At 66.8% G+C, this 26,617-nt stretch carries 28 protein-coding genes, 1 tRNA gene and 1 pseudogene; 10 read left to right on the forward strand and 20 right to left on the reverse strand.

All coding sequences use genetic code 11. The features are described from left to right. Positions 1-137: 137 nt before the first annotated feature. Together ACFYX4_RS17380 and ACFYX4_RS17385 are read left to right on the forward strand one after the other, a co-directional pair. The gene (locus ACFYX4_RS17380; RefSeq protein ID WP_389333100.1) at positions 138-1,115 is read left to right on the forward strand and encodes an ArsA family ATPase; all 978 of its coding nucleotides are present in this window, start codon (positions 138-140) and stop codon (positions 1,113-1,115) included. Beyond that, complete coding sequence (locus ACFYX4_RS17385) at positions 1,112-2,575, forward strand: ArsA family ATPase (protein ID WP_389333103.1); 1,464 nt, start codon at positions 1,112-1,114, stop codon at positions 2,573-2,575. Before ACFYX4_RS17380 ends, ACFYX4_RS17385 begins: the two co-directional genes overlap by 4 nt. A gap of 79 nt (positions 2,576-2,654) precedes the next feature. Here the strand turns inward: ACFYX4_RS17385 and wblA are convergent, their stop codons facing one another. Further along, entirely contained in the window at positions 2,655-2,993 is a 339-nt protein-coding gene (wblA, locus tag ACFYX4_RS17390) for a transcriptional regulator WblA (protein WP_190046553.1), read from the reverse strand. Positions 2,994-3,401: 408 nt separating this feature from the next. On the opposite strand from wblA, the gene ACFYX4_RS17395 reads away from it, so the two are divergent. Continuing rightward, positions 3,402-5,738, forward strand: a complete 2,337-nt coding sequence (locus ACFYX4_RS17395) for a transglycosylase domain-containing protein (RefSeq protein WP_389333106.1) — start codon at positions 3,402-3,404, stop codon at positions 5,736-5,738. A 153-nt stretch (positions 5,739-5,891) separates the two neighbouring features. On the opposite strand, the gene ACFYX4_RS17400 is transcribed toward ACFYX4_RS17395, so the two are convergent. Then, positions 5,892-6,356, reverse strand: a complete 465-nt coding sequence (locus ACFYX4_RS17400) for a GatB/YqeY domain-containing protein (RefSeq protein WP_389333109.1) — start codon at positions 6,354-6,356, stop codon at positions 5,892-5,894. A gap of 141 nt (positions 6,357-6,497) precedes the next feature. Here ACFYX4_RS17400 and ACFYX4_RS17405 point away from each other — a divergent pair, with 141 nt between their 5' ends. The 3 genes from ACFYX4_RS17405 to ACFYX4_RS17415 all read left to right on the forward strand — a co-directional run bounded on the left by ACFYX4_RS17405 (position 6,498) and on the right by ACFYX4_RS17415 (position 8,638). Further along, positions 6,498-7,424 carry a metallophosphoesterase gene (locus ACFYX4_RS17405; protein ID WP_389333112.1) on the forward strand — a complete coding sequence of 309 codons (927 nt, stop codon included), beginning with the start codon at positions 6,498-6,500 and terminating at the stop codon, positions 7,422-7,424. 312 nt (positions 7,425-7,736) lie between these two features. Beyond that, complete coding sequence (locus ACFYX4_RS17410) at positions 7,737-8,531, forward strand: Pr6Pr family membrane protein (RefSeq protein ID WP_389333115.1); 795 nt, start codon at positions 7,737-7,739, stop codon at positions 8,529-8,531. Positions 8,532-8,564: 33 nt separating this feature from the next. After that, positions 8,565-8,638, forward strand: a tRNA-Pro gene (locus ACFYX4_RS17415). Positions 8,639-8,733: 95 nt separating this feature from the next. Here the strand turns inward: ACFYX4_RS17415 and xerC are convergent. The 17 genes and pseudogenes from xerC to ACFYX4_RS17500 all read right to left on the reverse strand — a co-directional run bounded on the left by xerC (position 8,734) and on the right by ACFYX4_RS17500 (position 22,268). Beyond that, the gene (xerC, locus tag ACFYX4_RS17420; protein ID WP_389333118.1) at positions 8,734-9,903 is read right to left on the reverse strand and encodes a tyrosine recombinase XerC; all 1,170 of its coding nucleotides are present in this window, start codon (positions 9,901-9,903) and stop codon (positions 8,734-8,736) included. Next, positions 9,903-10,091: a helix-turn-helix domain-containing protein gene (locus ACFYX4_RS17425; RefSeq protein WP_389333121.1), complete on the reverse strand. Its 189-nt coding sequence runs from the start codon at positions 10,089-10,091 to the stop codon at positions 9,903-9,905. Before ACFYX4_RS17425 ends, xerC begins: the two co-directional genes overlap by 1 nt. Then, positions 10,088-11,479, reverse strand: coding sequence for a replication initiator protein RepSA (repSA, locus tag ACFYX4_RS17430; RefSeq protein ID WP_389333124.1), 1,392 nt, complete (start codon positions 11,477-11,479; stop codon positions 10,088-10,090). The genes ACFYX4_RS17425 and repSA overlap by 4 nt, the downstream gene beginning before the upstream one ends. After that, the gene (locus tag ACFYX4_RS17435; protein ID WP_389333127.1) at positions 11,476-11,781 is read right to left on the reverse strand and encodes a SpdD protein; all 306 of its coding nucleotides are present in this window, start codon (positions 11,779-11,781) and stop codon (positions 11,476-11,478) included. Before ACFYX4_RS17435 ends, repSA begins: the two co-directional genes overlap by 4 nt. 24 nt (positions 11,782-11,805) lie before the next feature. Continuing rightward, complete coding sequence (locus tag ACFYX4_RS17440; protein WP_352346402.1) at positions 11,806-11,961, reverse strand: hypothetical protein; 156 nt, start codon at positions 11,959-11,961, stop codon at positions 11,806-11,808. 16 nt (positions 11,962-11,977) lie between these two features. Further along, the gene (locus ACFYX4_RS17445) at positions 11,978-12,157 is read right to left on the reverse strand and encodes a mobile element transfer protein (RefSeq protein ID WP_055633477.1); all 180 of its coding nucleotides are present in this window, start codon (positions 12,155-12,157) and stop codon (positions 11,978-11,980) included. 15 nt (positions 12,158-12,172) lie between these two features. Further along, positions 12,173-12,853 (reverse strand): DUF2637 domain-containing protein, encoded by a 681-nt coding sequence (locus ACFYX4_RS17450; protein WP_389333131.1) that lies wholly within the window; start codon positions 12,851-12,853, stop codon positions 12,173-12,175. 22 nt (positions 12,854-12,875) lie between these two features. Further along, positions 12,876-13,088 (reverse strand): hypothetical protein, encoded by a 213-nt coding sequence (locus ACFYX4_RS17455; RefSeq protein ID WP_389333134.1) that lies wholly within the window; start codon positions 13,086-13,088, stop codon positions 12,876-12,878. A gap of 82 nt (positions 13,089-13,170) precedes the next feature. Beyond that, positions 13,171-14,547 (reverse strand): FtsK/SpoIIIE domain-containing protein, encoded by a 1,377-nt coding sequence (locus ACFYX4_RS17460; protein WP_389333137.1) that lies wholly within the window; start codon positions 14,545-14,547, stop codon positions 13,171-13,173. A 5-nt stretch (positions 14,548-14,552) separates the two neighbouring features. Next, positions 14,553-14,900: a hypothetical protein gene (locus tag ACFYX4_RS17465; protein WP_389333140.1), complete on the reverse strand. Its 348-nt coding sequence runs from the start codon at positions 14,898-14,900 to the stop codon at positions 14,553-14,555. Positions 14,901-15,077: 177 nt separating this feature from the next. Continuing rightward, positions 15,078-15,899, reverse strand: a complete 822-nt coding sequence (locus ACFYX4_RS17470; protein WP_389333143.1) for an integrase — start codon at positions 15,897-15,899, stop codon at positions 15,078-15,080. Further along, entirely contained in the window at positions 15,896-16,747 is an 852-nt protein-coding gene (locus tag ACFYX4_RS17475) for a sigma-70 family RNA polymerase sigma factor (protein ID WP_389333146.1), read from the reverse strand. The genes ACFYX4_RS17470 and ACFYX4_RS17475 overlap by 4 nt, the downstream gene beginning before the upstream one ends. 160 nt (positions 16,748-16,907) lie before the next feature. Then, positions 16,908-17,309, reverse strand: coding sequence for an ATP-binding protein (locus ACFYX4_RS17480; RefSeq protein ID WP_389333149.1), 402 nt, complete (start codon positions 17,307-17,309; stop codon positions 16,908-16,910). Positions 17,310-17,407: 98 nt separating this feature from the next. Further along, complete coding sequence (locus ACFYX4_RS17485; RefSeq protein WP_389334172.1) at positions 17,408-17,899, reverse strand: DUF5753 domain-containing protein; 492 nt, start codon at positions 17,897-17,899, stop codon at positions 17,408-17,410. Between the two features lie 213 nt (positions 17,900-18,112). After that, positions 18,113-18,259 (reverse strand): annotated as a pseudogene (locus ACFYX4_RS17490) (helix-turn-helix domain-containing protein); the annotation flags it as partial. Positions 18,260-18,690: 431 nt separating this feature from the next. Continuing rightward, the gene (locus ACFYX4_RS17495) at positions 18,691-21,156 is read right to left on the reverse strand and encodes a hypothetical protein (protein WP_389333152.1); all 2,466 of its coding nucleotides are present in this window, start codon (positions 21,154-21,156) and stop codon (positions 18,691-18,693) included. 413 nt (positions 21,157-21,569) lie between these two features. Then, complete coding sequence (locus tag ACFYX4_RS17500) at positions 21,570-22,268, reverse strand: hypothetical protein (RefSeq protein WP_389333155.1); 699 nt, start codon at positions 22,266-22,268, stop codon at positions 21,570-21,572. Between the two features lie 265 nt (positions 22,269-22,533). Here ACFYX4_RS17500 and ACFYX4_RS17505 point away from each other — a divergent pair, with 265 nt between their 5' ends. After that, on the forward strand, positions 22,534-22,998 hold the full coding sequence (locus ACFYX4_RS17505) for a hypothetical protein (RefSeq protein ID WP_389333158.1): 465 nt from the start codon (positions 22,534-22,536) through the stop codon (positions 22,996-22,998). A 534-nt stretch (positions 22,999-23,532) separates the two neighbouring features. Here the strand turns inward: ACFYX4_RS17505 and ACFYX4_RS17510 are convergent. Further along, positions 23,533-24,177, reverse strand: coding sequence for a DUF6000 family protein (locus tag ACFYX4_RS17510; protein ID WP_389333161.1), 645 nt, complete (start codon positions 24,175-24,177; stop codon positions 23,533-23,535). Between the two features lie 294 nt (positions 24,178-24,471). Between ACFYX4_RS17510 and ACFYX4_RS17515 the strand changes: the two genes are divergently transcribed. The 3 genes from ACFYX4_RS17515 (at position 24,472) to ACFYX4_RS17525 (ending at position 26,435) form a co-directional block, all read left to right on the forward strand. Further along, positions 24,472-24,960 carry a DUF6650 family protein gene (locus ACFYX4_RS17515; RefSeq protein ID WP_389333164.1) on the forward strand — a complete coding sequence of 163 codons (489 nt, stop codon included), beginning with the start codon at positions 24,472-24,474 and terminating at the stop codon, positions 24,958-24,960. A 363-nt stretch (positions 24,961-25,323) separates the two neighbouring features. Further along, positions 25,324-25,839 (forward strand): hypothetical protein, encoded by a 516-nt coding sequence (locus tag ACFYX4_RS17520; protein ID WP_389333167.1) that lies wholly within the window; start codon positions 25,324-25,326, stop codon positions 25,837-25,839. 200 nt (positions 25,840-26,039) lie between these two features. Further along, positions 26,040-26,435, forward strand: a complete 396-nt coding sequence (locus tag ACFYX4_RS17525; protein ID WP_389333170.1) for a hypothetical protein — start codon at positions 26,040-26,042, stop codon at positions 26,433-26,435. The last annotated feature ends 182 nt before the right edge of the window (positions 26,436-26,617 follow it).

A 26,617-nucleotide genomic window follows, 5' to 3' on the forward strand; every position in this document is an offset into this window, starting at 1 on the left:
CGCAGGTGCCCGCTGTGGACGGCGGGGCCGGGCGACGGGTTTCGCGGGGCGCGGGCGCCGGGCCATGTGGCCGATTGGAGCACGGTTATCCACAGCCTCCCGATTGGCTCGGCCGCCGACTGGTTACGCTCGAAGACGTGAGCAGGCTCCAGGTCGTCAGCGGTAAGGGCGGGACCGGAAAGACGACGGTCGCCGCCGCCCTAGCGCTGGCCCTCGCCACGGAGGGGAAGCGGACGCTTCTCGTCGAGGTGGAGGGTCGGCAGGGCATCGCCCAGCTCTTCGAGACGGAGGCGTTGCCCTATGAGGAACGGAAGATCGCCGTCGCGCCGGGCGGAGGTGAGGTGTATGCGCTCGCCATCGATCCCGAACTGGCCCTTCTGGACTACCTCCAGATGTTCTACAAGCTGGGGAGCGCCGGGCGGGCCCTGAAGAAACTCGGCGCGATCGACTTCGCCACCACCATCGCGCCCGGTCTGAGGGACGTACTCCTCACCGGCAAGGCGTGTGAAGCGGTGCGCAGGAAGGACAGGGCCGGCCGGTTCGTGTACGACTACGTCGTCATGGACGCCCCGCCGACGGGCCGCGTCACTCGCTTCCTGAACGTCAACGACGAGGTCGCGGGCCTTGCCAAGATCGGCCCGATACACAATCAGGCGCAGGCCGTGATGCGGGTGCTGAAGTCCTCGGAGACCGAGGTGCACCTGGTGACGCTGCTGGAGGAGATGCCGGTCCAGGAGACCGCCGACGGCATCGCCGAGCTGCGGGCGGCGAAGCTCCCGGTGGGCCGGGTCGTCGTCAACATGGTCCGCCCCGAGGTGTTGGACGCGCGCGGGCTGGAACTCGTACGGACCGTGGGGCGTTCCTCTGTCGCACGGTCGCTGTCGGCCGCCGGGCTCGGCGGGGCGCGGCGCGGCGGCCATGCCGAGCGGCTGGTGGACCCGCTCCTGGAGCAGGCCGAGGAGTACGCCGAGCGGTACGCGCTGGAGCACGAGCAGCGGTCCGTCCTCGGCGAACTGGGCCTGCCGTTGCACGAACTGCCTCTGCTCGCCGAGGGGATGGACCTCGCGGGCCTGTACGAACTCGCCACGGAACTGCGGAAGCAGGGGATGTCATGAGTCCGGACCAGGCACAGGCGGAGGCGGAGGCTCAGGAGGGCGGCCGGGCGCAGGCGCAGGAGGGCGGTCGCCGGCTCGCCCACGCGCGTGTGCTGGACGTCGATCCCCTGCTGGACGATCCGAAGACCCGCATCGTGGTGTGCTGCGGCTCGGGCGGCGTCGGCAAGACGACGACCGCGGCGGCGCTGGGGCTCAGGGCGGCCGAGCGTGGCCGCAAGGTGGTCGTGCTCACCATCGACCCGGCGCGCCGGCTCGCGCAGTCCATGGGCATCGACTCCCTCGACAACACCCCGCGCCGCGTCAAGGGCGTCGAGGGGGACGGCGAGCTGCACGCGATGATGCTCGACATGAAGCGCACCTTCGACGAGGTCGTCGAGGCGCACGCGGACCGCGAGCGGGCCGCCTCGATCCTGGGCAACCCCTTCTACCAGTCGCTCTCCGCGGGCTTCGCCGGCACGCAGGAGTACATGGCAATGGAGAAGCTGGGGCAGCTGCGGGCCAAGGACGAGTGGGACCTGATCGTCGTCGACACCCCGCCGTCCCGCTCGGCCCTGGACTTCCTGGACGCGCCCAAGCGGCTCGGGTCGTTCCTGGACGGCCGGCTGATCCGGCTGCTGACGGCGCCGGCGAAGCTGGGCGGGCGCGCGGGGATGAAGTTCCTCAACGTCGGGATGTCGATGATGACCGGCACGCTCGGCAAGCTGCTGGGCGGTCAGCTGCTCAAGGACGTCCAGACGTTCGTCGCCGCGATGGACACGACGTTCGGCGGCTTCCGCACGCGCGCGGACGCGACGTACAAGCTGCTCCAGGCGCCCGGGACGGCGTTCCTGGTGGTGGCGGCCCCCGAGCGGGACGCGCTGCGGGAGGCCGCGTACTTCGTGGAGCGGCTGGCGGCCGAGGACATGCCGCTGGCGGGTCTGGTGCTCAACCGGGTCCATGGCAGCGGCGCCGCCCAGCTGTCCGCCGAGCGGGCGCTCGCCGCCGCCGAAAATCTTGAAGAGCCCCGCATTGTGGATCAGGACGGCGGGAAAGCTGGACTTCGTAACTCTCCCGACACGTACGGCAGTTCAGAAGCTTCCGACGCTTCTCCCACTCCCGGCTCCGAGCCGGACTCCCCCGGCCTCGACGACACCCAGGATGGGAGCCCTGACCACCGCACGAACGCCGAACACCGTACGGACGCCGAGCACCCTGTGGACGCCGAGCACCCTGTGGACGTCGAACCGAGCACGGAAGACCAGAGCGCCGATCAGCTCACCGCGGGTCTGCTGAGACTGCACGCCGATCGTATGCATCTGCTCTCCCGCGAACAGCGCACGCGTGACCGCTTCACCGCACGCCACCCCGAGGTGGCGGTGACCGAAGTGGCCGCACTGCCCGGTGACGTCCACGACCTCGTGGGACTGCGGGACATCGGCGAGCGCCTCGCGACCGTCCGGCCGGAGCTGCCCGACGCCTGAACCCTGACGCCTACTTCGACGCCTGACTCCGACGCCTGAACTCTGACGTGGGAACCCCGACGTCCGAGCCGGGTCGCCCTCAGCTCACCGCCGCATAATTCTCGTAGACCTGGTCGTCGTCGAGCGGCACGATGCCCGCTCCGCGCTCGTACTCCGAGCGCGCCGTCTCCAGGAGGCGGCGCCAGGAGGTCACCGTCGGCCGCCGGCGCAGCAGTGCGCGGCGCTCGCGCTCCGTCATGCCTCCCCACACGCCGAACTCGACGCGGTTGTCGAGCGCGTCCGCCAGGCACTCGGTCCGCACCGGGCATCCGGTGCACACCGCCTTGGCCCTGTTCTGCGCTGCTCCCTGAACGAACAGTTCATCCGGATCGGTAGTGCGGCAGGCAGCCTGCGCACTCCAGTCGGTTACCCAGCCCATACCGGCGCCGTCCTCTCCCGAATCGAGGCTCCCCCACGGCGGCAGCGGCATATTCACCGCCGCCAGTTGAGGACGTTACGGAAGGTGGGCACAGCGCAACACCCCCTTCGGGCCCAATCTTGAATGGCCCGAACGGACTATGGGTAAGCGGCAGATCACCCGGGGGAGTGAGCCTGCGACATACAGGAATATCCCGACGGAACGGGACAGTTCTGTTGGGTCACAACGGACGCCTGATGACACACAAGGCGGATTCGGACACGCACCCACCAAAAAAGTTGGGGAATTTCCGGAACGATTCGGGGTCGCCGGACGTATTGATACGTAGCCCTGCTGCTGTGACAGTTGAGAGCAGCTTAGGCCAAGGCCTATACGCGTGTCCGGCGAATGAGAACGTAGGCTGCCCTCATGCCAAAGAAGCGCTCGGGTGGCGGCCTGACGGCGACGCAGCAGGCCGCCAAGTTCCTCGGTGTCAGTGTGCTCTCGGGAGCCGTGCTGGCCGGCATCGCCCTGCCCGCGTTCGGCGCGCTCGGCCTGGCCGCCAAGGGATCCGTGGAGTCCTTCGACGAGCTCCCGGCCAACCTCAAGACGCCGCCGCTGAGCCAGCGCACCTCGATCCTCGACGCCAAGGGCAAGCAGATCGCCACGGTCTACTCCCGTGACCGCACGGTCGTCGACCTCAAGAACATCTCGCCGTACATGCAGAAGGCGATCGTCGCCATCGAGGACTCGCGTTTCTACGAGCACGGCGCGGTGGACCTGAAGGGCATCCTGCGCGCGCTCAACAAGAACGCGCGCAGCGGCGAGGTGGCCCAGGGCGCGTCCACGCTCACGCAGCAATACGTGAAGAACGTCTTCGTCGAGGAGGCAGGCGACGACCCGACGAAGGTCGCGCAGGCCACGCAGCAGACCATCGGCCGGAAGATCCGCGAGCTGAAGTACGCGATCCAGGTCGAGGAGGAGCTCGGGAAGAAGAAGATCCTCGAGAACTACCTCAACATCACTTTCTTCGGTCAGCAGGCCTACGGCGTCGAGGCCGCCGCCCAGCGGTACTTCTCCAAGCGCGCCAAGGACCTGACTCTGCCCGAGGCAGCCCTGCTCGCCGGCATCGTCCAGTCGCCCAGCCGCTACGACCCCGTCAACGACGAGGCGGAGGCCACCAAGCGCCGCAACACCGTGCTCCAACGCATGTCCGAGGTCGGCGACGTATCCGCCGCCGAGGCGGCCAAGGCGCAGCAGGCCCCGCTCGGCCTGAAGGTCACCAAGCCGAAGAACGGCTGCATCACGGCCGTGCAGGGCGCCAGCTTCTTCTGCAAGTACGTGGAGCGGGTCTTCCTCAGCGACCCGGTCTTCGGCAAGACGAAGGAGGAGCGGGCCAAGGTCTGGAACCAGGGCGGCCTCACCATCCGCACGACGCTCGACCCGCAGGCCCAGAAGTCGGTCCAGGCGTCGCTGAAGGACCACGTCTACAAGTCGGACAAGGTCGCCGGGGCCGTCACGCTGGTCGAGCCCGGCACCGGCAAGATCCTCGGCATGGGCCAGTCGAAGCCGTACGGCTACGGCAAGAACGAGACCGAGTACAACTACTCGGTCGACGCCGCGATGGGCGGCTCGAACTTCGGCTTCCCGACCGGTTCGACGTTCAAGCCGTTCGTGGCGGCGGCGGCGCTGGAGCAGGGGCGGCCGGTGACGCAGACGTACCCGGCGCCGTTCGAGATGCCGTACCCGGACACGGTCCAGACGTGCAGCGGCAAGCCCTGGGTCAACGACGGCAGGCCCAAGTACAAGCTGGAGAACGAGGCGGAGTCCGAGGTCGGGCCGTACGCGCTGAAGAAGGCCATGGAGCTTTCGGTCAACACGTACTTCGTGCAGATGCTCGCCGACATCGGCATGTGTCCGGTGGTGAAGATGACCGACGCCCTCGGCGTGGTCCAGGGCAACGGCGACAAGGTGCCCGAGGTACCGTCGTCGATGACGCTCGGTTCGACCGGCCTCTCGCCGCTGACGATGGCGAGCGCGTACGCCGCCTTCGCCTCCCGCGGCATGTACTGCACGCCGATCGCCATCGAGTCCATCACCCAGACCGTGGGCGGCCAGAAGAAGTCGCTGGAGGTCCCGAAGTCGACCTGCTCGCGCGCGATGAGCGAGAAGACCGCGGACAGCATCAACACGCTGCTGAGCGGTGTGACCGACTCCGGCACCGGCAAGCAGGCCGGTCTGTCCGGCCGCGACAACGCCGGCAAGACGGGTACGACGGACGAGCGCAAGAACGCCTGGTTCGTGGGCTACACCCCGAACCTGTCGGGCGCCGTCTGGGTCGGCAGCGCCACCCAGAAGGTCAAGATGACCCGCATCACCATCGGCGGCGTCTACCACTCCGAGGTCTACGGCGGTGACACGCCCGGCCCGATCTGGCGGGACGCGATGACCGGCGCCCTGGAGGGCAAGGAAGACCCGCGCTTCACCATGGTCGACATCCCGAACCCCGAGGCGGACCGTGACCGCGGGGAGGGCGACGGGAACGGCAACGGCGGCAACGGTGACGATGACGGTGACGACGGCAACGGCGACCAGGGGTTCATCCAGGGCCTCTTCAACGGCGGCACGTCGAACGGCAACTCGTCGAACGGCGGCAACGGGAACGGCGGCATCACCCTGCCGGACAACCTGTTCCAGGGGCAGAGCAACGGCGGGAACAACGGCAACAACGGGAACGGCGGGAACGGCAACGGCGGTCGCCGCTGAGCCGGCGGAGGCTGCTTGAGCGCTCCTCGAGCGACCGGGTTCCTCCGCGATGGCCAACGGCCCCCACTTCCCTCAGGGGAGGTGGGGGCCGTTGGCGTGAGGAGGCTGTTGGCGTGAGAGGGCCGGTGGCCTGCGGGGTGGGTGCAGCCGACGTCAGCCGGCGAGGAGCTTCTTCACCGCGACGGCGACGCGCCCGCCCTCGGCCAGGCCCGCCACCTTCGGGTTCACGATCTTCATGACGGCGCCCATGGCCCGCGGCCCCTCGGCGCCGGCGGCCTTGGCCTCCTCGACGGCCTGGGCGACGATGTCATTCAGCTCCTCGTCGCTGAGCTGCTTGGGCAGGTACTCGGCGAGGACCACGCCCTCCGCCTTCTCCCGCTCGGCCGACTCAACACGACCACCCTGCGCGAAGGCCTCGGCGGCCTCCCGCCGCTTCTTCGCTTCGCGGGCGATCACCTGCTGCACCTCGTCGTCGGAGAGCTCGCGCTTCTCCTTGCCCGCCACCTCCTCCTTGGTGATCGCGGTGAGCGTCAGCCGGAGCGTCGAGGAGCGGAGCTCGTCGCGCTCCTTGATCGCGGCGTTGAGGTCTTCCTGAAGCTTCGACTTGAGCGTGGTCATGGGTGTGATTGTCGCAGGTGCGGGAGGAACTGCGCCCGTCCATTTAAGGGGCGGTGAGTCAGGGGTACTTGGGGGACGAATGAGGGATGCTCCAGGGACCGCGAGGTCGGGACCACGTGCGCCGTCTGACACGATGGACGCATGCGCGCGCGATACGGAGTACCTCTTTCCATCGCGGCGGCTGGCGCCGCCGGTCTGGTGTACGCGGCGGGTTTCGAGGCCCGCTCCTTCCGCCTCCGAAGGGTGACGGTCCCCGTCCTGCCCGCCGGAATGCGGCCCCTGCGCGTGTTGCAGGTCTCCGACATCCACATGGTGAGCGGCCAGCGCAAGAAGCAGCGCTGGCTGCGCTCGCTGGCCGGTCTGCGTCCCGACTTCGTGATCAACACGGGCGACAACCTGTCCGACCCGGAGGCCATCCCGGAGGTCCTGGACTCCCTCGGCCCGCTGATGGAGTTCCCGGGCGCGTACGTCTTCGGCTCCAACGACTACTACGGCCCGAAGCTGCGCAACCCCGCCCGCTACCTGCTGGAGAAGGCCCAGGGCCGCCACGGCCTGAACGGCAACCCGCCCGCGGTCGACGTCGTCCACCTCCGGTGGGAGGACCTGCGCGACGGTTTCGACGGCGCGGGCTGGCTCAACCTGACGAACACGCGCGGCACGCTGAAGATCGACGGCGTGTCGGTGGAGCTGACGGGACTGGACGACCCGCACATCAAGCGGGACCGGTACGCGCGGGTGGCCGGCGGCCCGTCGAGCTCGGCGGACTTCTCGATGGGCGTGGTGCACGCCCCGTACCTGCGGACGCTGGACGCGTTCACGGCGGACGACTACCCGCTGATCCTGGCCGGCCACACCCACGGCGGCCAGCTGTGCATCCCCTTCTACGGCGCCCTCGTCACCAACTGCGACCTGGACGCGGACCGCGTGAAGGGCCTGTCCACCCACACCGTGGAGTCCCGCACGTCCTACCTCCACGTCTCGGCAGGCTGCGGAACAAGCCGCTACACCCCGGTCCGCTTCGCATGCCCACCGGAGGCGACGCTGCTGACGCTGGTGGGGAAGGAGTAAGGGTGTAAGGGGGACCCTCGATCGGCTTCTCGGGGTTCCCCCGATCGGAGTCTCGGGGGAACCCGGATCCTGGCTGGGAGGCCGAGAGGCCGAGAGGCCGAGAGGCCGAGAGGCCGAGAGGCCGAGAGGCCGAGAGGCCGAGAGGCCGGGAAGCCCGGTTGGGGGAGGAAGTCCGGGGGCCGGGAAGCCCAAGTTGGGAGTGGAGCCGGGTCGGGGGGAAGCCGGTGTTGGCGGCGGCGCCCGGAAGCTCAGATTCCCCCATCCAGCCGCACCGATATCGCCCGTTCTGCCCCATTCTCCTAGCGTGAGGGAATGACGGCCCCGATACCCAGGGACATCCCGGAACTGCCGGCGATCCCGAGGACCCACCGCCTTCTGCCCTCCTCAGTCCCCGCCTCGGCTGTGGTGACTCCCGTACGCCACCCCTGGATCGCGGTCCTGCGACTGCTGATCGCCGCCCTGGCCGCGGCGGGCGTGACCTTGGCGCTGCTGCTGGGCAGACCGCTCCAGATTCTGAGCCATTTCGCGGTCCAGAGCGGCATCCTGCTGGCCGTGGTCACCTTCATCTCAGCCCGCCGCGCCTGGACGGCCCGCCGCCCGCTGTCCCCGGCCGTGACCGGCGCGGCACTGCTCTACGCCGTGATCACCGGCTTGGTGTACCACCTGCTCCTGGCGGACGCGACGCCCCCGTTCTCGGTGACGGCCACGACAGCCCCCGCCATCGCCCCGACCGGCTGGCACGAGCTGACGAACCAGCTCCTCCACACGGCAACGCCGGCGGCAGCGGTTCTGGACTGGCTCCTGCTGACCTCCCCCGGCCGCCTCCGCCTGCGCCAGGCAGCGCTGTGGCTCCTCTACCCGATGGCCTACCTGGCCTTCACCCTCACCCGAGCCGAGCTGATCACGCCCGGCACGCCGGGCCGCTCCCTCTACCCCTTCCTCGACGCGGCAGCCCTCGGCTACAGGCACACCCTGGCCAACGCCCTCCTCCTCGGTCTCGCCTTCTACGCCCTGGCGACCCTCTTGGTAGCCCTGGACCACGCCCGCCCCGACCCCCTCCGTCACCGCGGCAAAACCGGATTTCGTCTCCAGCCACCAGTGGGCTAAAGTAAACGACGTCACCGCGACAAGCAGTGACATCGGGGTGTAGCGCAGCTTGGCAGCGCGCTTCGTTCGGGACGAAGAGGTCGTGGGTTCAAATCCCGCCACCCCGACAGCTAAGTAGCAGATCAGAGGGCCCTTACCGAATCGGTAAGGGCCCTCTGATGTTGCTGCGTGTCTAACTGCGTGACTACGGATTCTTGAGTGCCTACGACCGCTGTTGGACGGCCCCGAAGATGCCGTCCATGACCACGGCACCAGTCTGGATCACGGGCCGGATCTGCTTCCGGTAGACCTCCTCTGTGACGGCCGTACCGGAGTGCCCGACGAGTCGGGAAATCTCTTCGAGCGGGACACCACGGTCCGAGAGCAGCGACACGAAGCTGTGCCGGAGCTCCCGAGGCGTCCACTCGTCGGCGTTGATCCCGTCGACGTCTTTGAGCGCCTGGCGGAAGGCGCGGCGGACGTTCGCAGCGTCGAGCGGCTTGCCCACGGCCGAGGAGAAGACGAGGCCGTGTTCCTCCCATTTCTCGTCAGCGGCGAGCCGATCCCAGCCCTGATCTTCGAATTGCTGCCAGAGGGCTTCGACGCAGCGCGCCGGCAGGGCGAGCGTGCGCCGGGACTTCCGGGTCTTGGTGTCTCCGGTGCGTCGGACCGAGCGCCAGACAGCAATGTGCGGAGGCTGCGGCGGGTCCATCTCGGGGCGGCCCTTGAGGAAAACGTGGTCCCAGGTGAGGGCCCGGAGTTCCTCGGTGCGAGCGCCGGTGAGCAGGGCGAGGACGATGTAGGCGTGCATCGAAGTCCCCTCAGCGCCCTTGAGCACGGCTTCAGCTTGCGCGAACGTCAGCGCCTTGGACGGACGTCCAGCCTGGCCCTGAGGGACCGAGCACAGTTCGACGACATTGCGCTTCACCTTGTCCCTCGCCATGGCCCGCTTGACCGCGCGGTTCAGGCACGAATGGAGGGACTGGAGAGTACGCGTGCTGAGCGTCTTCGCTTTGGTGGCCAGCCACCGGTCAACATCCTCTGCACTGAGGTCCCGGAGCTTGCGAGCGCCGAGTGATGGAATGACGTGCTTCTCGCTCAGGAGCGTGGTGGTGGCGAGGGTGTTCGGGTCGAGGCCGACCAGGCCGTAAGCAAGCCAGTCCATGACGGCGTCCTTGACGGTGTAGTTGGTCGGTGCGATGGCGAGGCCGTCTTCGTGGTCCCGCAACACCTCCTTGAGCTTGTTCTTCGCCTCCGTCTTGGTCTTGCCACTCCCCCGCTTCACAATCCGCTTGCCGCTCGGGTCGAAGCCGAGGTTCGCCGTGGCGATCCACCGTTGTCTCTTCTCGTCCCAGTGCAGGCCGCCGTCACCACGGCTACGACGCTTGGTCATCAGGCCGCGTCTCCCATCTGGTGGCGGATGAAGGCGCGTACGGCGTCGTCCGGGATGCGGCGGCAGCCGTCGACCTTGATGGAGACCAGGCGGCGGGTGCGGATGAGCTCGTAGACCTTGGTGCGGCCGACCTTGAGCCGGGTCATGACCTCCGGCACGGTGAGCAGTTCAGGGGCGGCGGTGGTCATGCTGCGGCTCCTTCCAGGGCGAGTTGGTCTTGCAGGGCTTCGCGGGCGGTCTCTCGGTTCAGTTGGATATCGCGGCGGATGCCAGCGGCGAGCCAGGATTCGCCCGGGGTGTGGCCGTGGCCGGCGTAGCTCCAGTGGGCGAGCGTGAGGGTGGTTGCCTCCGAGGTGTCGGAGTCGGGCAGGCCGAGGGCTTCGCGTTGTTGGGCCGCGCGGTAGTCGGCACGCGTCTGGCGCAGGGCGCCGAGCGTCGTGGAGTACCGGCGGGACTTCGTGGAGAAGTGGCCGCGGAAGCCGAGCATGTGCGCCCAGTCCCGGAGCTTGCGGTCCGGGTAGAGCGCGTGGAGGTAGAGACAGGCCGCGATGAGGCGGGCGGGGTGCTCCGGGACATCGAGCAAAACCAGGGCCTCTTTGTTACCGATGCGGCGGTCTACGGTGCCGGTGGTCTCGGCCGCCTTGGTGGCGTACTTGGCGACGTAGGAGGCGACGGCCTGTTCGGTGATCTCCTCGCCGTCGCCGAAGGCACCGATGGGCTGTACGTCAAGCTGTGTGCCCCAGCGCAGGGTTCGGGCGGGCTCGTCACCGGCCGGGAGTACGTCGACCGCGACGCGGTCAGCGGCGGCGCGGATGGCGTCGGTGAGGAGGTCGAGGGTCGCCCAGGCCGGGGGCGGGGAGTCCGGGCCGTCGGGTCCGTCGAAGCGGATCACTGCATGGAAGTGCACGGCCCCGCGCTTCTGGTACTCGGCGACCTTGCCGAAGGCGACGCGGGACTGTGCGTGCGCTTCCTTCTGCGTGAGGCCTGCCCGCTTGGCGATCTCGCGGCGCAGGTAGATCGTGAAGTACCGCCACAGCTCGGAGGCGTGGTTGTTCCACAGCACCGCGCCCGCGTAGTCGTAGGTGTCGGGGTCGAGGGGGATGCCGAGTTCGGGGGTGTCCTCGGCGTGGCGGACGCCGCAGCGGCAGGGCCGATTGCCCGGCCGGTTGTGGACCGGGCCGAAGGACGGAGCGGTCAGAGTTGCGAAGACGCGAGGGTGATCCCGGACGGTGTCCGGGGTGCCTTTGGCGGGGTCGCCGACCAGGCCCGCGCGGATCAGGTGGTACGTGTCCCCTGCGTAGGTCCAGGCACAGGAGGGGCACCGGGAGGCGCGGCGGTTGCCGCAGGCGACTCGGAGACGGCCGCCGGGCTCGCTGTCGGTGCTGTAGGTGTGCAGAACCCGCCCGGTGGCCCTGTCGCGGATGACGGTGGTGCCTTGCAGGTGGATCGGGTCGGAGCAGCCGCCCGTGCGGCGGATCTGGTCTTGCACGCGGTCGAAGCCGGGGGAACCGGCCAGCCTGAGCACGTCGGCGAGGGTGGCCGGGTCCAGGCCCGCCATGGCGGCGGAGTCGGTCACGCCTTGTGCTCCTTGAGGATCGAGCGGACGACGACCGCGCAGACCGCCACGGAGGCGGCGGTGATGGCGACCGCGAGGAGCATGGAGACCAGGACCGCGCCCACGACCAGGACCACGGCACCTCCACCGGCGACCAGGGCGAGCGTGCTGCCGGCGGTGAGCTGGACAGCCGGGCGGTTGGTGGACGGGGCGGACGGAGCCGGGGTGTGGGCAGGGACGTAGGGCACCGGGCTGTAGACGGGCGGAGCCGTCGGGACGGGGTTCGAAGCGGTGTCCTGCGGCGGGTACTTCGGGGTGAACACGTCGGTGATCCCTTCTGCTCGCGGTCAGTTGAGGAGCGTGGCGACGGCGGGGGCGAGGACGCTGTTCGCGACGAGGTAGCCGCCGAGGAGGAGCAGGGCGACCAGCCACCACGGCGGGCGGGCGAGCTGGATGCCGAGGACGGCGACGACGAGCACGGCGAACCAGAGCGGGACGTCCATGGCGGTGATCTCCTTCTCAGGCCTTGCAGCGGTGGGTGCGGGCGGCGAGTTCGGCGGCGGCGCGGCTGTCGTACTCGGCGGAGAAGTCGCAGCGGGGCGCGGTGCAGGCGGCCAGGTGGCGGTTGCGGCCACGGGCGAGGAACGAGGCGACCTGCACGGGACCGAAGCGGCGGACGTTGCGGAAGCGCGGAGTCACGTGGGCGTTCCCTTCTCAGAGGTGAGCGGCGACGGAGGCCGTCATGGACGGAGGCAGGCCGAGCCGGGCGCGAACGACGTCGGGATCGGCCGGCTGACCGGTGGTGGCGCGGTGTTCCTCGGCGAGGGCCTGCACGCGGTCGACGAGTGCGGGCGGCAGGGCGACGGCAGGAGTAGGCGCCAGGGCGGTGACAAGGTCGGGGGCGGTGTCCTGCGGCGAGGCGGGGAGTGCGTCACGGCGGGATTCGTCGACCGCGGGCGGAGGTGCGGGCGGTTCGTCGTCCGGGTGCGGGGACACCGGAGCCGCAGGCTTCTCAGGGGTTCGGGGCTCGTGCGCGAGGAGCGTTCCGCCGAAGAAGGCGACGGCCGGCCACCCGGCCACCACGACGCGGAGCGACGCGGGGACGTCGTCCAGGTCGAGGAGACCGGCCGTGGCGACGTTGGCACCGAGGGACGCGGCCAAGGCGACCAGGAACCACAACCGGGCTCCCCCGGCCGGTTGTCCGGCACGCTGCTGCAAACGCATCCGCCGCCAGGCGGCGACCAGCAGCAGGTCGACGCTGACCGGGTAGGCCCACGCTTTCCAGCCGCCCTGTCCCGCCGCCTCCGCGAGGTCGTGAAGGTGGGCGAAGGACAGGGCGCCCGCGATGACGGCTTGGACGATCACGGCGTCCACGCGGGCCAGGTGGGCACGCATCGACACGGTTCCTTCCGCGCGATCAGCCGGCGGACTTGAGCGAGTCGGCACGCTCACGAGCGAGGCGAGCCACCTCGGCGGCCTCGGCGTCGCCGGGCGTGTGGGTGGCGATGCGTTCCAACAGGTCCGCCTTACGGGCCATGAGCGCGGCGTACTCGGCGGAGGTGCGGTTCTGACAGAGCGCGGCCAGATCAGCGATGAGCGCGCTGACCTCTGCGATGGAGGGGCGAGACATGAGGCGTCCTTCCGGTTTCGGGCATGGAGGGGGTAGGGACATGGCGCGAGGCGGTCACGCCGACCGTGGGAAGGGGAGGTCGCTACTCGGTCACCGGGCGCGCAGTCGGCGCAGGGGTGACGGGAGACGTCGTTCCGGCAGGCTCAACGGCCGCGGCGAAGGCGGGTCGGAAGGCGTCGAGGTGGGGCAGCTCCGGCACGAGAGCGGAGGTGGCACGGCAGACGGCCGCCGCTTCGTCGAGGGTGACGTGCGGGGAGCGGGCGCGGGACCAGCCGCCGGAGGAGTCGCCGACGATGGTGACGCCGGGACGCTCGGCCGGGATGGCGGTGGCGGCGAGGGCCGCTTCCGGGGAGATGTCGGCGAGCGCCATGTTCGCCGACGACTCGTCGTTGACGCGGTGGCAGATACGGCCGGTGAGCTGGGCGCGGAGCATGGTGGCTCCCTTGCCGAGTTCGGAGCCGAAGCGCTGCCCGCACACCTCCAGGTAGATGCCGGCCGCGCGGCCGAGCTGGGCGATGCGGATCAGCTTGGTGACCATGGCGTCGCGACGCTTCTCGTCGTCCCGGCTTGCGGCGAGGAACAGTTCCGCCACCTCGTCGACGACGACCACGACCGGCACCGGCCGAACCTTCTCCGGCAGCCCCCACACGTCCGAGGTGAGGACGGTGTCCGGCCCGACGGCCGAGTTCAGCCCGATCAGGCGGAACCGTGCCTCCATCTCGTCCAGCAGGGCGTCGAGGAGTTCGTTCGCGCGGTCCGGTGTGTCGGCGAGCGCCGACAGTCGGGGTGCGAACGGGGCCAGTTCGACACCCCATTTGCAGTCGATTCCGACGAGCACGACCGGTTGCCGGGCGAGGCCGCACAGCAGGTTCCGCAGGTAGACGGACTTGCCTGACTGCGTTGCGCCGAGGATGAGTTCATGCGGCACGGCACGGAAGTCCCGTACGTGCCAGCGTCCGTCATCCCGCAGCGCCAGAGGCAGGGAGAGCAGGCCCCCGTCCTTCGGCCGTCGCAGAGGCCGCCGTACGTCCGCGAGCACATCCCAACCGATCAGCCGCAGTTCGAGCCATCCGGGCTTGGTCGGGCGGATGTGGACGGCGTGAGCGGCCCAGGCGTGCCGCAACCGGTCGGCTGAGGCGATGAAGTCCTCGGGAGCCTGTCCGGCCGCCATGCGCAGCCGCATGACGAGTCCGGACCCGGTCGGCAGCGGGAACGACCGCCGAGGCGGAACGGGGGCCGCTTCCCGTCCGACCAGGCGGGCGGTGGCCCGACGGACGGCGGAGGCCGGGACCGTCAGGCCGCAGGCGTCCATGGTGGCCCGGTAGGTGGTGATCACGCGCAGCGCGACCAGCGGATACCCGACGAGCCACCAGAACGCGACCGGCATACGCCGGCGCAGCACCAGCAGGGCGACGAGCGCCACCAAGCACAGCGTCAGGGTCCACACGGTGTCGGTCACGGCGGTCAGCCCTTCACCGGCGCGGGGGCGTTGGCCATGACCGCGTCCGCCCGGTAGGCGATGCCGTGGCGCATCCGGCCTCCGAACTCGCTCTCCCACGGCCGGGCGATGAGGCCGGACAGGAGCACCGGGGAACCCATCAGCAGGCCCTCGCCGATACCCGGCTCCGGAACGGTGACCTTGATCATGTCCGAACCGCCCTGCGCGATGAACACCAGCTCCAGGACCATCAGCCGCTGGTTCGTCGCCGGGTCCACGGCCACCTCACCGGTCTGACGGTCCTTCACCTTGACCTCCGGCAGCTTGGTGACGAGCAGGGTTGCGGCCGAGACGTCTACGGGGATGACACGCATTTCTTGAACCTCACTGGTTGGCAGCGCCCTACTGGGCCCGCTGGAACTGGATACCCCCCTAGACAGCAAGGGAGCGGCCCGCCCCAACTGTCTAGGGGGGTTGACGCCAACGGTAGACCGACGCCCCATCAACTGTCTAGGGGGGTATACGGGCGAGTCTCGGAAGGCGGGGCGGAGCTAAGGCAGCGCCCAGTGGAGGACAGTGGCGTCGTCATGCGTTTTGCCGCGCGGCCAGCGTCGTCCTTCGGAGTCGCCGGCCTCCGCTTCACGCACGCGGCGGATCAACTCGGCGGAGCCGGAAGAGCCGATGACCGCCAACACCTCTTGCCACGTGGTGAGTTCGAAGCGGTCGACGAGCCGGGTTGCGCCGTCGCTCAGCAGCGTCACCGAGGCAAGCGAGGCCAGCGGCGCAGTGCCGGTCAGTGCATGTTCAGCCGCTCGCGGATCGGGCCCGGCGATCCAGAAGCCGCCCGGCCGGTTACGGAGGTCCGTCAGGGCATCGCGGTACTCGGCCAGGGCCGCGGCATGTTCGGGTGAGCCCGTGGGCAACGCATCGACCGCTCCGCGCAGCCGTTTGCCGATCTCGTCCAGGCGCCGATCGGTGACGACGGTCGTCCCCTCATCCTTGTGCCCCAACAAGAGGGACGAGTCCCCGAGGACGAGGTACTCCAGGGCTTCCGCACGGGCGCGTGCGGCGATGACTGTGCTGGTCGGACTGGCCCGGTGGACGAGGTCGCAGCTGTTCTCATGCAAGGACCGGGTGGCGCGGATCGAGTCGGCCAGGCACTCAGGCAGGGGCCGGGCGGTATGCGTCGTGATGGCACTCAGCAGCAACCCGCCCAGCGTCGAGGAGAACCAGGCGACGCCGTGCGAGCACCCGGTTTCCCCGCCGGCCACGCCCGCGCCGTCCAGAAGCACGGCAGCGCCGGGTGCGGCGGCGGCGAAGTCCTCGTTCTCCCGGCCCGGTTCGGCGGGCTGTGAGTCGAGGGCGATCCTCACGCCGACGACTCCTCGTCGTGCCGGTAGAGAGGGGTGAGCAGCTCGACGGAGCGCGGTTCGCTGGTCTCGGGGTCGTACTCGACGCCGACCAGGGTGGAGAAGCGATGCTCGCCCACCTGCCCCCACAGCGCGTTCAGGTCGGAGGCGAGCAGATGCACGACGCCGAGCGAGCCTTGCGTGTGGATACCCGCGATCGCGAGCAACGAGCCCTTGCCGTCGGGCCGAGGCAGCCGGCCGACGTATCCGACGTCGTACGACCGGGCCGGATCGCTGTCCTGTCCCGACCGGTACACGGTGCCGGTTCGCCGGTCGACAAGGGTCCAGGGCCCGTCTTCCGCCTGTTCCCAGTGCAGTACGGGGTCCTGGGCGTACGTGTCCCACATCTGCTGAGACATGCGCGGACCGCAGACGACGACCAGGCAGTCACGGTTGAGGTCGATCTCACCGCTCACCGGCACGTGGTCAGAGGTGACGTCGAGACCGTACGACCGCGCGAGGTCTTCCAGCCCCTTGCCGGAGCTGACGTCGTCCACGGCCACGACCGTGCGCCCGCGCTCGTCGTCCCGCCGCAGAGGAGTCGCGATGGTGACCGCCCCGCGCCCGAAGAAGGCCCCTTCCGGCGCTGGCCCGGTGTGACGGATCTGATGGATCCGCCCGCGGCTCAGGCCGGCTTTCGTGGCGATCTGCGCGTACGACAGCCCTTGCGCGTGGAGGTCCTGAACCACACGGCGCCGGAGCCGGGCGAGTTCGGTCACCTCCTGCTGAGCGTCGGCCAAACGCGTCGTGACCTCCCGCAGGAGCAGGTACGGGTCCTCGATGGCCATAATGCGCTGCAACTCGTCCGACATGGCTTCACCTCCTAGCAGTACCCAGGAGTCTAGGGCCCTAGACAGAACGGGCGCGAGACGCCGTCCAGATCGGACGCCGATCACATAGAAGGCGGTCCGGCGTCGAGGCACTCCCCTAGGGGTCACCCTCTGCCGCCCGCGAGGCATGCACGGGCCACCATCACACGCCCACCCGTGCCAGTTCCGCCCAGACGCAGCGTCCGCCGGCGGGCCGATCCTTCACGCCCCAGTCTTTCGCGTAGGCCGAGACAAGCATCAGCCCACGGCCACTCTGCTCCAGCGGAGCGTTCACACTCCGCACCATGGGCTCGCTGTCGCTGCCCTGGTCGACGACCTGAATGCGTACGAAGTCGTCGGTGAAGCCGACGATCACCAGGAACCATCCCCGGTACCAGCCACTCCGCGAGTGCCGTACGGCGTTGGCCGCCAGCTCTCCTACGACCAGAACGGCGTCATCGACGAGGCCTGCGGCCTCACCCTCAAGCAGAGCGGCGACGAAGTGTCGGGCTTCGGCGACTTGCCAGGCTTGGCCGGGGAAGATGCGGGACCACGTATTGGGCATGCTGGAACACCTCTCCGCGTCTAGGGGGCTAGACAATGCAGTGAGCAGAGTATTCCGAAGCGCGACTTACAAGCCAGGCATCCTGAGGAATTATTCCTCTAACGAGTGGCGGGGTCGTCCAGGTCGCGGAAGTCCTTCATCACCCGGAGAAGCAGTTCCCGCACGTCAGACCCGAAGATCGCGGCTTCTTCGAAGCGGCGGAAGGTGTCCTCGTACGCGGCGACTTCTACGGGGTCGTCGAGCACATGCTCACCGCGGAAGGTCTCGACGACGACCGCCTCTGTGCCGCACAGGGTGAACCCGTGACGAGGCATGACGGGTACGGCTCGACGCCAGGGGACGACGCCGAGCCGGACCGTGCTCAGACTCTCGACGGCCAGCAGCCGGTCGAGCTGGGCGAGCATCAGCGCAGGGCTCCCCGGCCAGGTGCGCAACACACCCTCGGTCAGCACGAAGACGGACTCGCGCCCAGGCTCGTACAGGAGACTCTGCCGCTCCACAATGGCAGCGACCGCACGGCCGACGCCTTCGGGGGTGGAGTCCGGGGCGCTGTCGAAGACGTGCCGGGCGTACTCGGCGCTCTGGAGCATGGCCGGCAGGACCAAACACTGGAACGAGCGGATCAGCCGAGCGGACCGCACCGCCTCGTCGAGCGGTGACCCGGCGGGCACCTCAGCCCTCGGAGTTTCGACAACGCTCGGTGCAGCTTCGACGGCGACCAGGAGGTCACGGACTTCCTGAGCTGTCGGCTCATCGAGGTCGAGGGCACGAGACAGCCGGCCCAAGACGTCGGCGCTAGGAACCATCCGGCCAGTCTCGACCTTCGACACGGTCGGTTGGCCGACCCCGGCCCGCTGCGCCAGCACGGCACCAGACAGACCAGCCTCAGTACGAAGCCCACGAAGACGTGCCCCGAGCGCCTTCATCCGATCCCGTCGCTCACTCCCCATATCCAGGGTTCTACACCACGAGGCTGCGGAGCCCAGAAGCCTGCATGGCGATGACCACCCGATTCCGACGCCTCATCATGATCACCTGTTACAGGTTTCCCTACCTCATCAAGGCGGCTCGCTCCGCTCACCGCACGCGGCCCGGCCCCCGGCCGGGCCTGCGCTCCTGCCTCCGTCCCGCTCCAGCCCGGCCGGCGCCCGTGCCGCGCGCACAGCAATCAGCCACCTGAAGCCAGAGAACGGGTACGTCGTGGCTGGGACGGTCGGCTCCACGGCTTTACGGAGCCACTTTGGCGCGAGCCTCGAAGATCGTGGCCCCAACCTCGCGCTTTACCGGACAGGTCCACGGACTGCCCGACGCGCCGGAAGCTTAAGGGGCCATGATCACTCGCGCCAAAGCAGCGCCACCCCAAAGCCGCTCCGCCGACGTCTCATGGCTGCCCCAGAATTCTGGCCGCAATAACTAGGTCACTATCGCTAATGCTAGCCGGATAGATGCGGATAGGTGCACTCGTATAGTCACCCTGCGGGTCATAGTCCTGGAAAGAGAGGTCACTGACTTCCGATTCCAGGGATGGCCCATCACCGTTGAGATCCGGGACACGACTGTAAGTTTCTTCCTCGAAACTTCGAATACTTGCAACCAATGGCCCGATATCTACATCGAGCCACTGTGCCGCCATCATCAGACAGTTGACGTCATCGCGGAGGTCATCTTGACTAATCCGGATTACTTGATGTTCTAGATCGTCCAGATACTTCCATCCTACTTGCCCTAGAGTGAGGCGAAGGAAAGTTCTCTCGACTTGCTCCGGTTGCCGATAACGCTGGGCGTAGATCCGAGCAGAAGAGAAGTGACGGGGAGCAGACATCTTCCTGAAGTAATAATCGTGTAGATGGTCTACAAGCCACTCGCGAAATTCCCTCCAGTGCGGATGGTCAGACATTCCGCGAGTGAACCATAGGTGGGACACCATCCCTTCCCTGTCCGCGATGCGCCCAGAGGGAAAGACTCGGGTCAGCGATTCTGGGATCCATGCCTCTTGTTCCATTCGATGACTCTTGACGAAATCCCAGATAGCTTTCATCCTGCGGTCAGCAGACAGCGGCGGCATGACTTTCCATCGCTGCAATCCACTGCCATAGGCGGGATGGAATTCGTAAATGCCTGAAGAGAACAGTCGTAGCATAGCCTCGACGAATGCCCTGCGCGTAGCTTTTCCTCCTGGGCCCGAAATAACTGCGGGGGAAGCAAGCCGGTCGATGCTAATTTGGGCAACCTCATCCACTGACTCATCACCCAACCAGGACTCTTTCTCGCCTGCCGGGGTCATAAGGCCTATTAGTACTTCCACTTGCGAAAACGTAACGGCACTGGCCAGCAACCCTTCGATGGCTGCAGTGTCCGCAGAGAGTCGAAAGGCCACGTAATCGCCGATGGACGCGTTGGCAAACCCCACCAGCGGCAGACCATAGTAGTCGCTTATTTCAATGAAATCTCCATCTACCGCGCGCATGGCCTGGCGAACTTCATTTTTTGTGGCTGGCTCCCCAATTTCTTGCGTGTATCGCGCCGTAATCTCGACCGCGTCATCGAAAAGCAGCATACGAAACGTGCTCAGCACGTGCAGAACACACCTTTGGAGCTCAGTAAGCTGATCGTCGTAGATTCCCTTCCATAGATCCAAAGGCGACTCGAACGAATGAAGAAGCCCCAGCGCTAATTCTCTACTAGTTAGTTCCGATGCACCTTCTCCGCGTGCAGCACTCGCCACACGGTCGATGTAGAAGTGCGACAACCGTGGATTGAAATTATGATGCTTGATAACTTCAGCCCATTCCGCCTCTGCTAGAGGTTGCTGCAACACTGGGTTGACTCCGGAAAAAAAGATCTGTCGATATAGAACTTCCGCCCTCTCCAGTGCCGTCATGTCCGAGGAGTCCATGATAAGGCGAGATAGATCTATGGTCGCATCTTGAAGTCTATGATGGTGCATTTTCGCGCTCGCCAAGATATATTCGCGCGTAGTCAAGATCAGACGCAGATTATCCGAACGGCGGGCATTCTGGAGCAGCTTGACGATGCGTGCGTCTTCATTCTTTCCATGCAGGAAGGCGGTTCGTAGAGAGGATCCTAGAAAGTCGTCGTAGAAGACAACCTGCCGCCTCTCATCGTCTAGGACATCTTCCGCCTCATCGATATTGTTGACCGCGACGACAGGATCCCATCCAGCTGAAATGTACTCGCCGATCAGGATTTTCGCAGCCGAAGTCTTTCCCACTCCTGGCGGCCCCGACAGAATTACTGCGCCCTCTGATTCTAAGATGCTTCTTGCTCTGTCGACATCGCGAGTGTTTACGAGATAAGCACTGTCCCTGGCGAGTTCCTCTACGAGGTGCCTACTTCGTCTGAATTCTTTTGAGTGCAGGACGCGCTGCAGATTCAGCGTATTACTCACCCAAAGCTTGAAATGGCGTTGCTCCACTCGGGGGCGCCGAGCCAGCATGGATTCAAGGTCTTCCCGCCCTAGAATTTGAGAAACAGGGAATCCTTCACCGTACAGCTTAGAAATTTCATTCTTTCCATGAATGCTGAGATGCGCAGTGGTGACGGCAAAATAGCGAAAACTGCGGCGATGGACGCCACGTTTTGCCTCTTTTTGGAAAGCTACCCTTAGGCGGGCCAAGGATGCCGTCGGATAGTGTTTAACCTGCGCTACCGCAAAACTTCCCTCCGGCAGCATCAAAGGAGCGGCGCACGGTCCATTGACCCTTAGATCAACACCCCCGTCCGCCCCTGCTTGGAATCTCTCCACGTGAACGCCCCACTCTGCAGACAGTAGATCGCAAACGATCTCCTCCGCGTCGCGGTCCGAAAGTTTCCCCCACTGGTACATGCTGGAACGCCTCCCCGAACGCTGACACGAAGTCTGTCTCCTAGAGGTCGAAATTCGCAACCCAACGTAACTAAGTGTGATGCTCGGCTTGCTTGTTTGATGACAGCCCACTCACCGCGGTTAGGTCCGGCCTCGATGTAGCACAAGCCGCCATCATCGTCGGCGTGGCGGAAGTGGTACCACTGGGTGACCTTCATCGAGTGCTCGGAAGTACGCCACGGTCTCTGCTTTGATGCGCTACAGGTCAACCACGGGGCCACCGTGTGAGCGAGCCCATACGGTGGCCCCGTTGGACATCTACTAGTGACATCAACGGCGCCGGACGCCAACACTCCCAGGCGGTCTGACGCGGCCGGCGTGGCAGGGCGGCTCCCCGGCAGCGCCACGCAGTGATCGAACTCCTAAAGCGGTACTCAGCTCTCACCCTGCAGTGCGCTACTGATCTCCAGAAGGCGCCCCTCGGGCAGCGCGAAGGCGTTGCTGGGGTTCCGGTAGGAGTGCCCACCGTCGTTGATCCAGACGCCGTCTGCCGACCTCCACCGAGCGGGAGCCCATAGGCCTTGGTTCTCAAGGAGCATCCGTGCCACCTCGGCGGGCTCTTCGATCAGGGTGAGAGCGGCGAGCGCAGTCGTGAGAGCCGCGGCGGCATCGTCGGGAAGCAGCGCGTCGCCGAGTGTGGGGAAGAGTAGCAAGAGACGGGCGTCAGCATCACCAATGCCTTCTGTTGCCGCCTGCCGAGCAGCGGACAGCAGTTCCAGCCAGGCCATGCCAGGCCCCATGAAGTGACCGTCGACCACAGCGAGGGTTTCCGCTTCGGACCAAGCCGGCTGATGGATCAGATAGTCCACGCCCCATTCGTCCACGAAGTTGCGGTAGACGACGTAGATGGTGTGACCGGAGCGCAGCGGCACACTGAACACCGGCCACTCATGCTCGGCGGACAGTGTGCGATACAGCTCCATGGCCGCATCCCAGTCGGTGCCGAACACGGCTCGTTGTGCGTCCTCCCCACGCAGGCAGGAGCCGAGGTGCACAGGCCAGAACAACGGGTCGTCCAGGTAGGCGTCGCCCCGGACCAAGGGGCCGCCTTCGTAGCCGGGGATCTTGAGCACGTGCAGATGATGGCACGCGGGACAGTCACCGCGTTAGGAGCGAGGTTTAGCCCTCTCCCGTCTCAGTTTCCGTCTCATTCAGTATCGTTCGCGGACGTTCAGACGAGACCGGAACCCGTAGCCGCTAGCTCAACCGACTGCCCATGAACGCAGTTGAACGGCCCCGCCCAGGGCGCCCGCAGCCACCACCACCGTTGGAAAGCGTGTTGGTATCGGAGTTGGGTTACGGCCCCCGGCGGATGGCGAGGCGTGATCAGCTTGGGATGTGAAGACCATCATCGCCAGCGGCATAGCCGTCCTCGGGACGCTGCTTGGTTCGGGGATCACTCTGGCGTTCCAGCAGCGCACCACCGACAGAAGCCACCAGTTCACCCGCCGCGAGAAGCTTCGGCAGGAACGCCTCGACGCTTACTCCGCCTACGCCGGCGCGTTAGTCAACTACCGCCGCTGCCTGGTTCACCTCTGGTTCTGCGAGCACGAACAGCCACCACCGGAGGACCCTGACACGGTGCGGATCCGCGCCTATGACCTACGCTCCAGTGCCCAAGAGGCACTGTTCCGGGTGCAGATGCTCACCGGCGACGAGACGCTGAGCCGGGCCGCGGAGGACGTATTGGCAGACGTTACGGCGTTGCCCAAGACAGACAACAGAACCGAACTTGACGATGCCAGGGTGCGGACCCGTGACGACATCAGCCGAATGGTCCGAGCAGCCAAGGAACACCTCTGAGGCTCTTGCAGACACACCGGACTGCACCCCAAGCGCACCAGATCGAGCGGGGAACAGCGGGGAATCACGGTGAAACAGCCGAGCCCTCAGAGGCCGCGAACAGGCCGTACGAACAGGTCAGCGCCTGCAACGGGCCCCCGATGATCGCAGCTTCCCAAGCTGAGGGCTCCGGCGCCGTAGTCACGGGTCGGCCGTCGCGGCTTGCTCTGGTCGACGGCATTGGCAGCGTGGCTGAGACCGGCGGGGGTGCAGCGAGACACACGCGCGCCTGATCCGTCGACGCACCCGCCATCGTGGCTGACTGTCGTCGGCCGAGGTACAGACGGGCCACATCGAAGACGCATGCAGTCGAGCGCGGCCCTGCATCCCGCACAAGGCTGGGCCGTCCCTGGGCCGTCCGAGGCCGCTCGGTAGTGGCCAAGGACGACCAACGACAACCACCAGGCGCGCAAGCCCGCCGCCCCTGACCAGCAAAAACCCAGCTCACCAAGATTCCACGCAAGACCCAGGGCAAGAAGAAGTAAGTAGATGCCCTCACCCGTCTGTGGCGGTCACACCGAGCCTACGTGGCGAACAACGTTTGGCAGCTTCATCAGCGAAAGCGCAGAGCTGACCGATGAACTCTCGGTAACTGTCCGGGACATCGCGGTCCTTGCTGGGCGGCCCGTCGATCCACTGCTGCCAGAGCCCGTTCGGGGCAAGGAACTGCGCCGCGTGATCAGCACCGAGCTTGGCGTCGAGCAACAAGAGCGCACCGAGGGCGGCTTCCTGGTCATAGTGGAGGTCAGGTCGACGAAGGTAGCGGTCGAGGTAGGCGACCAAGGGTTCCACGTCGGCAGAGGTGCCGAAGGTGGCCAGCGCGACACAGTACGCCTGCCCTGCGTAGGGCCCTTCACTGGCGAGCAGGAGTTCGCCGAGACGCTCCCGGAAGTCGTTCCGGCCGGCCACGGCGATCAGCCAGGCCGCGGTCTTCCGCTCGCGCCATCCTCCGGCAAGCAGCGTCCCCAATTCACGAGCGCTGATCTCACCGGCAGCCTTGCCCAGCTTCTTCAGGAACTTGGCTCGGTCCCGCCCGCTCATACCCACAAGGGCACCGCCCACTTTCAGGTATCGCCGGTCGGGCGTGACGTAGCGCCGGATCAACCTGAGCAACTCGTCCTTATCGACAGTGGGCCGCATGGCAGCATCCTCGTATGGACGAAGCTGTGAGGCCAGCGAATCCGACCGGTCAGGAGCCTCAGCCCTGGTGTTCCTCCGTCTCAGTTTCCGTCTCATTCAGCGCCGTTCACGACCGTTCAGACGGGACCGAAGGCGGCAGCCGCCCAAACGACTGGCCGCCCATGAACGCAGGTGAACGGCCCCGTCCCAGGCCGCCAGGACCGCCACCACAGTTGGAAAGAGTGCGCGTAGCACTTCAAGCCATGTCACCTGTTTCAAGCCCAGCCGCTCGCGGGCCTGCCTAGGATGCCGAACGTGAAGGCTCTGGAGATCATGCGACGAATCAAAGGCTTCAGCACGCCGCTCGGCGGCGTTGACTGGGACCTGCCGCTTCCCCAGCGGGCCGTGGCCAAGAAGGTTGTTGTCTACCTGGAGGACCGCAGAGTCCTCACAATGCCTCGTGCCGTCATGCACGCTGTCGAGGAGCCGGACCACTGCGTCGCATCGGTGCTGCAGATCAGGGAGACATTGACCCAGATCTTGATGGACCCTGACACCGGAGACGACCTGGCAGAGAACCTCAAGGCCATGCGAGCCGCTTGCCGGCGGTTCCTGAACGCCGCGGGTCCCAATCACTCGGGACATGTTCACGGACACTTTGAGAGTGCCACGTTCGGTGCGGCGCTTGGTGAGCTACGCGCGGTTTTTGGGATTCAGCTAGGCGTCATCGCTGCCCGCTACAAGCTTGAGCTATCGGAGGAGCTGGCGGACATCCTTCCCGCCCCTGACACCGACGACGAGTAGGTGTCAGGCGACGTCCCCACGTGCACCACTGCCGCACCAGATGCGACGGGGAACGGCGGGGAACCACGGTGAAAGGGACTCGCCCTAGAGTCGTCACACCTCAGCCGTTCGCCCAGGTCAGTGCCCGAACCAGCCGCAAAATGCCCGCTTGCTTCCCAAGCTGAGAGCATGGGCTCGGCCCCACCTTGCGGCCACCCAACCAGCGCTCCGCAAGGGCTGCCGGCAGCCGATGGACAGGAGCCCAGGCCTCGCCAACCTGGCAGACTGCGACGCATGAAGCGGTCTGCTCGTCTGCCTTTGACCCCTCGTACCATGCCCCCGCTCCGCGGCGATGAGTCAATCGTCGGCGTTCCAGACGCGACCGTGGTCGACTTCTGGCGGTTCGCCATGCCGGACCTCCGTGTGAACAACACACGCGGCCTGTTCGCGGAGTTTCTGGTCCACCAGGCGGTCGGCTCCCGCAAGCCTCGTGTGGAATGGGCAAGTCACGATGTCGAGACCGACGACGGGCTGCGGATCGAAGTCAAGGCCGGCGCATATCTGCAAGCCTGGGATCAACGAGCACCGTCCCAGATCCGCTTCAGTGGGCTCCGCGCGCGCACATGGTCGCCCGATGGCGGTTACTCAGAGGCGAAGTCGTACAACGCCGACGTCTACGTTTTCGCCGTCCAGACCGCCCGTGAACACGCTGTCTACAACCCGCTCGACACAGCCCAGTGGGAGTTCTACGTACTCCCCCACGCAGTGGTCGCCACCCTGGACACGGAGAGCGCCAGCCTGGGCGCGGTTCGCGCAGCGGCCGGCCCACCAGTGCCCTTTGCCGCCCTCGGTGACCGTATCCGGTTGGCCGATCCCCGACTCGGCACGACCGCCGACTGACAAGCGAAGCCCGTGCCACAACCGTGCCGGATCCAAGGAGTCAGCCACGGTCAATACAGGTGCCTGGCGGACATACCTGCGCCCGGTAGCTCCCCGAACACAGGTGCAGCGCACCGGCCAGGCACCCCAGCCTCTTTCCTAAAGTGGTGCTCCTGAAAACACCAGCGCCTTCTGAAAGTGTGGTCGCTAGGCTCAGGCTCGTGAGCGCAGAAGCCCAAGTCATGGCGAATCACCGTGTCCACGTCGTACCTGTGGTCTTGGCTCTGGCCAATCCACCGTGGCAGCAGGACGTGTGGCTAGACCCTTCGGAGTTCGAGAACATCGACCACGTCTTCCACACGCTCTTCGATGACTTCTGTGACGCCGATGAGCCAGAGCGGTTTCTCGGCATCAGCTTGAGGACGGAGGAAGAGGTGACCCTCATGCAGGCCCTCGGCGTCGCACTCAACGCTGCCGCCGCGGAGGCACCCCACGACACCGACGCTGAGTACCTTCAGGCATCAGCCTGGCCCGAAGTCGTGGCCATCGCCGGACGCCTCGCTCAGGTCATGGTCTCGAACGACCTGCGCTTGCTGAGCCGTGGGCAGCATGCGTGAGTGTCTAACTGCGTGACAACGCCGACGGACAACGGCGGACGAGCGCGAACGTCTGCGGACCATCAGCACAGGTGAGAGGCGTCCCAACCCAAGGCACAGCCCCCACCCAAGTTGCTTCGGGACGAAGAGGTCGTGGGTTCAAATCCCGCCACCCCGACATAGGTCAGAGGGCTCGGTGTGTA

This window comes from Streptomyces sp. NPDC002328, from assembly GCF_042890065.1.
Lineage (GTDB): Bacteria > Actinomycetota > Actinomycetes > Streptomycetales > Streptomycetaceae > Streptomyces.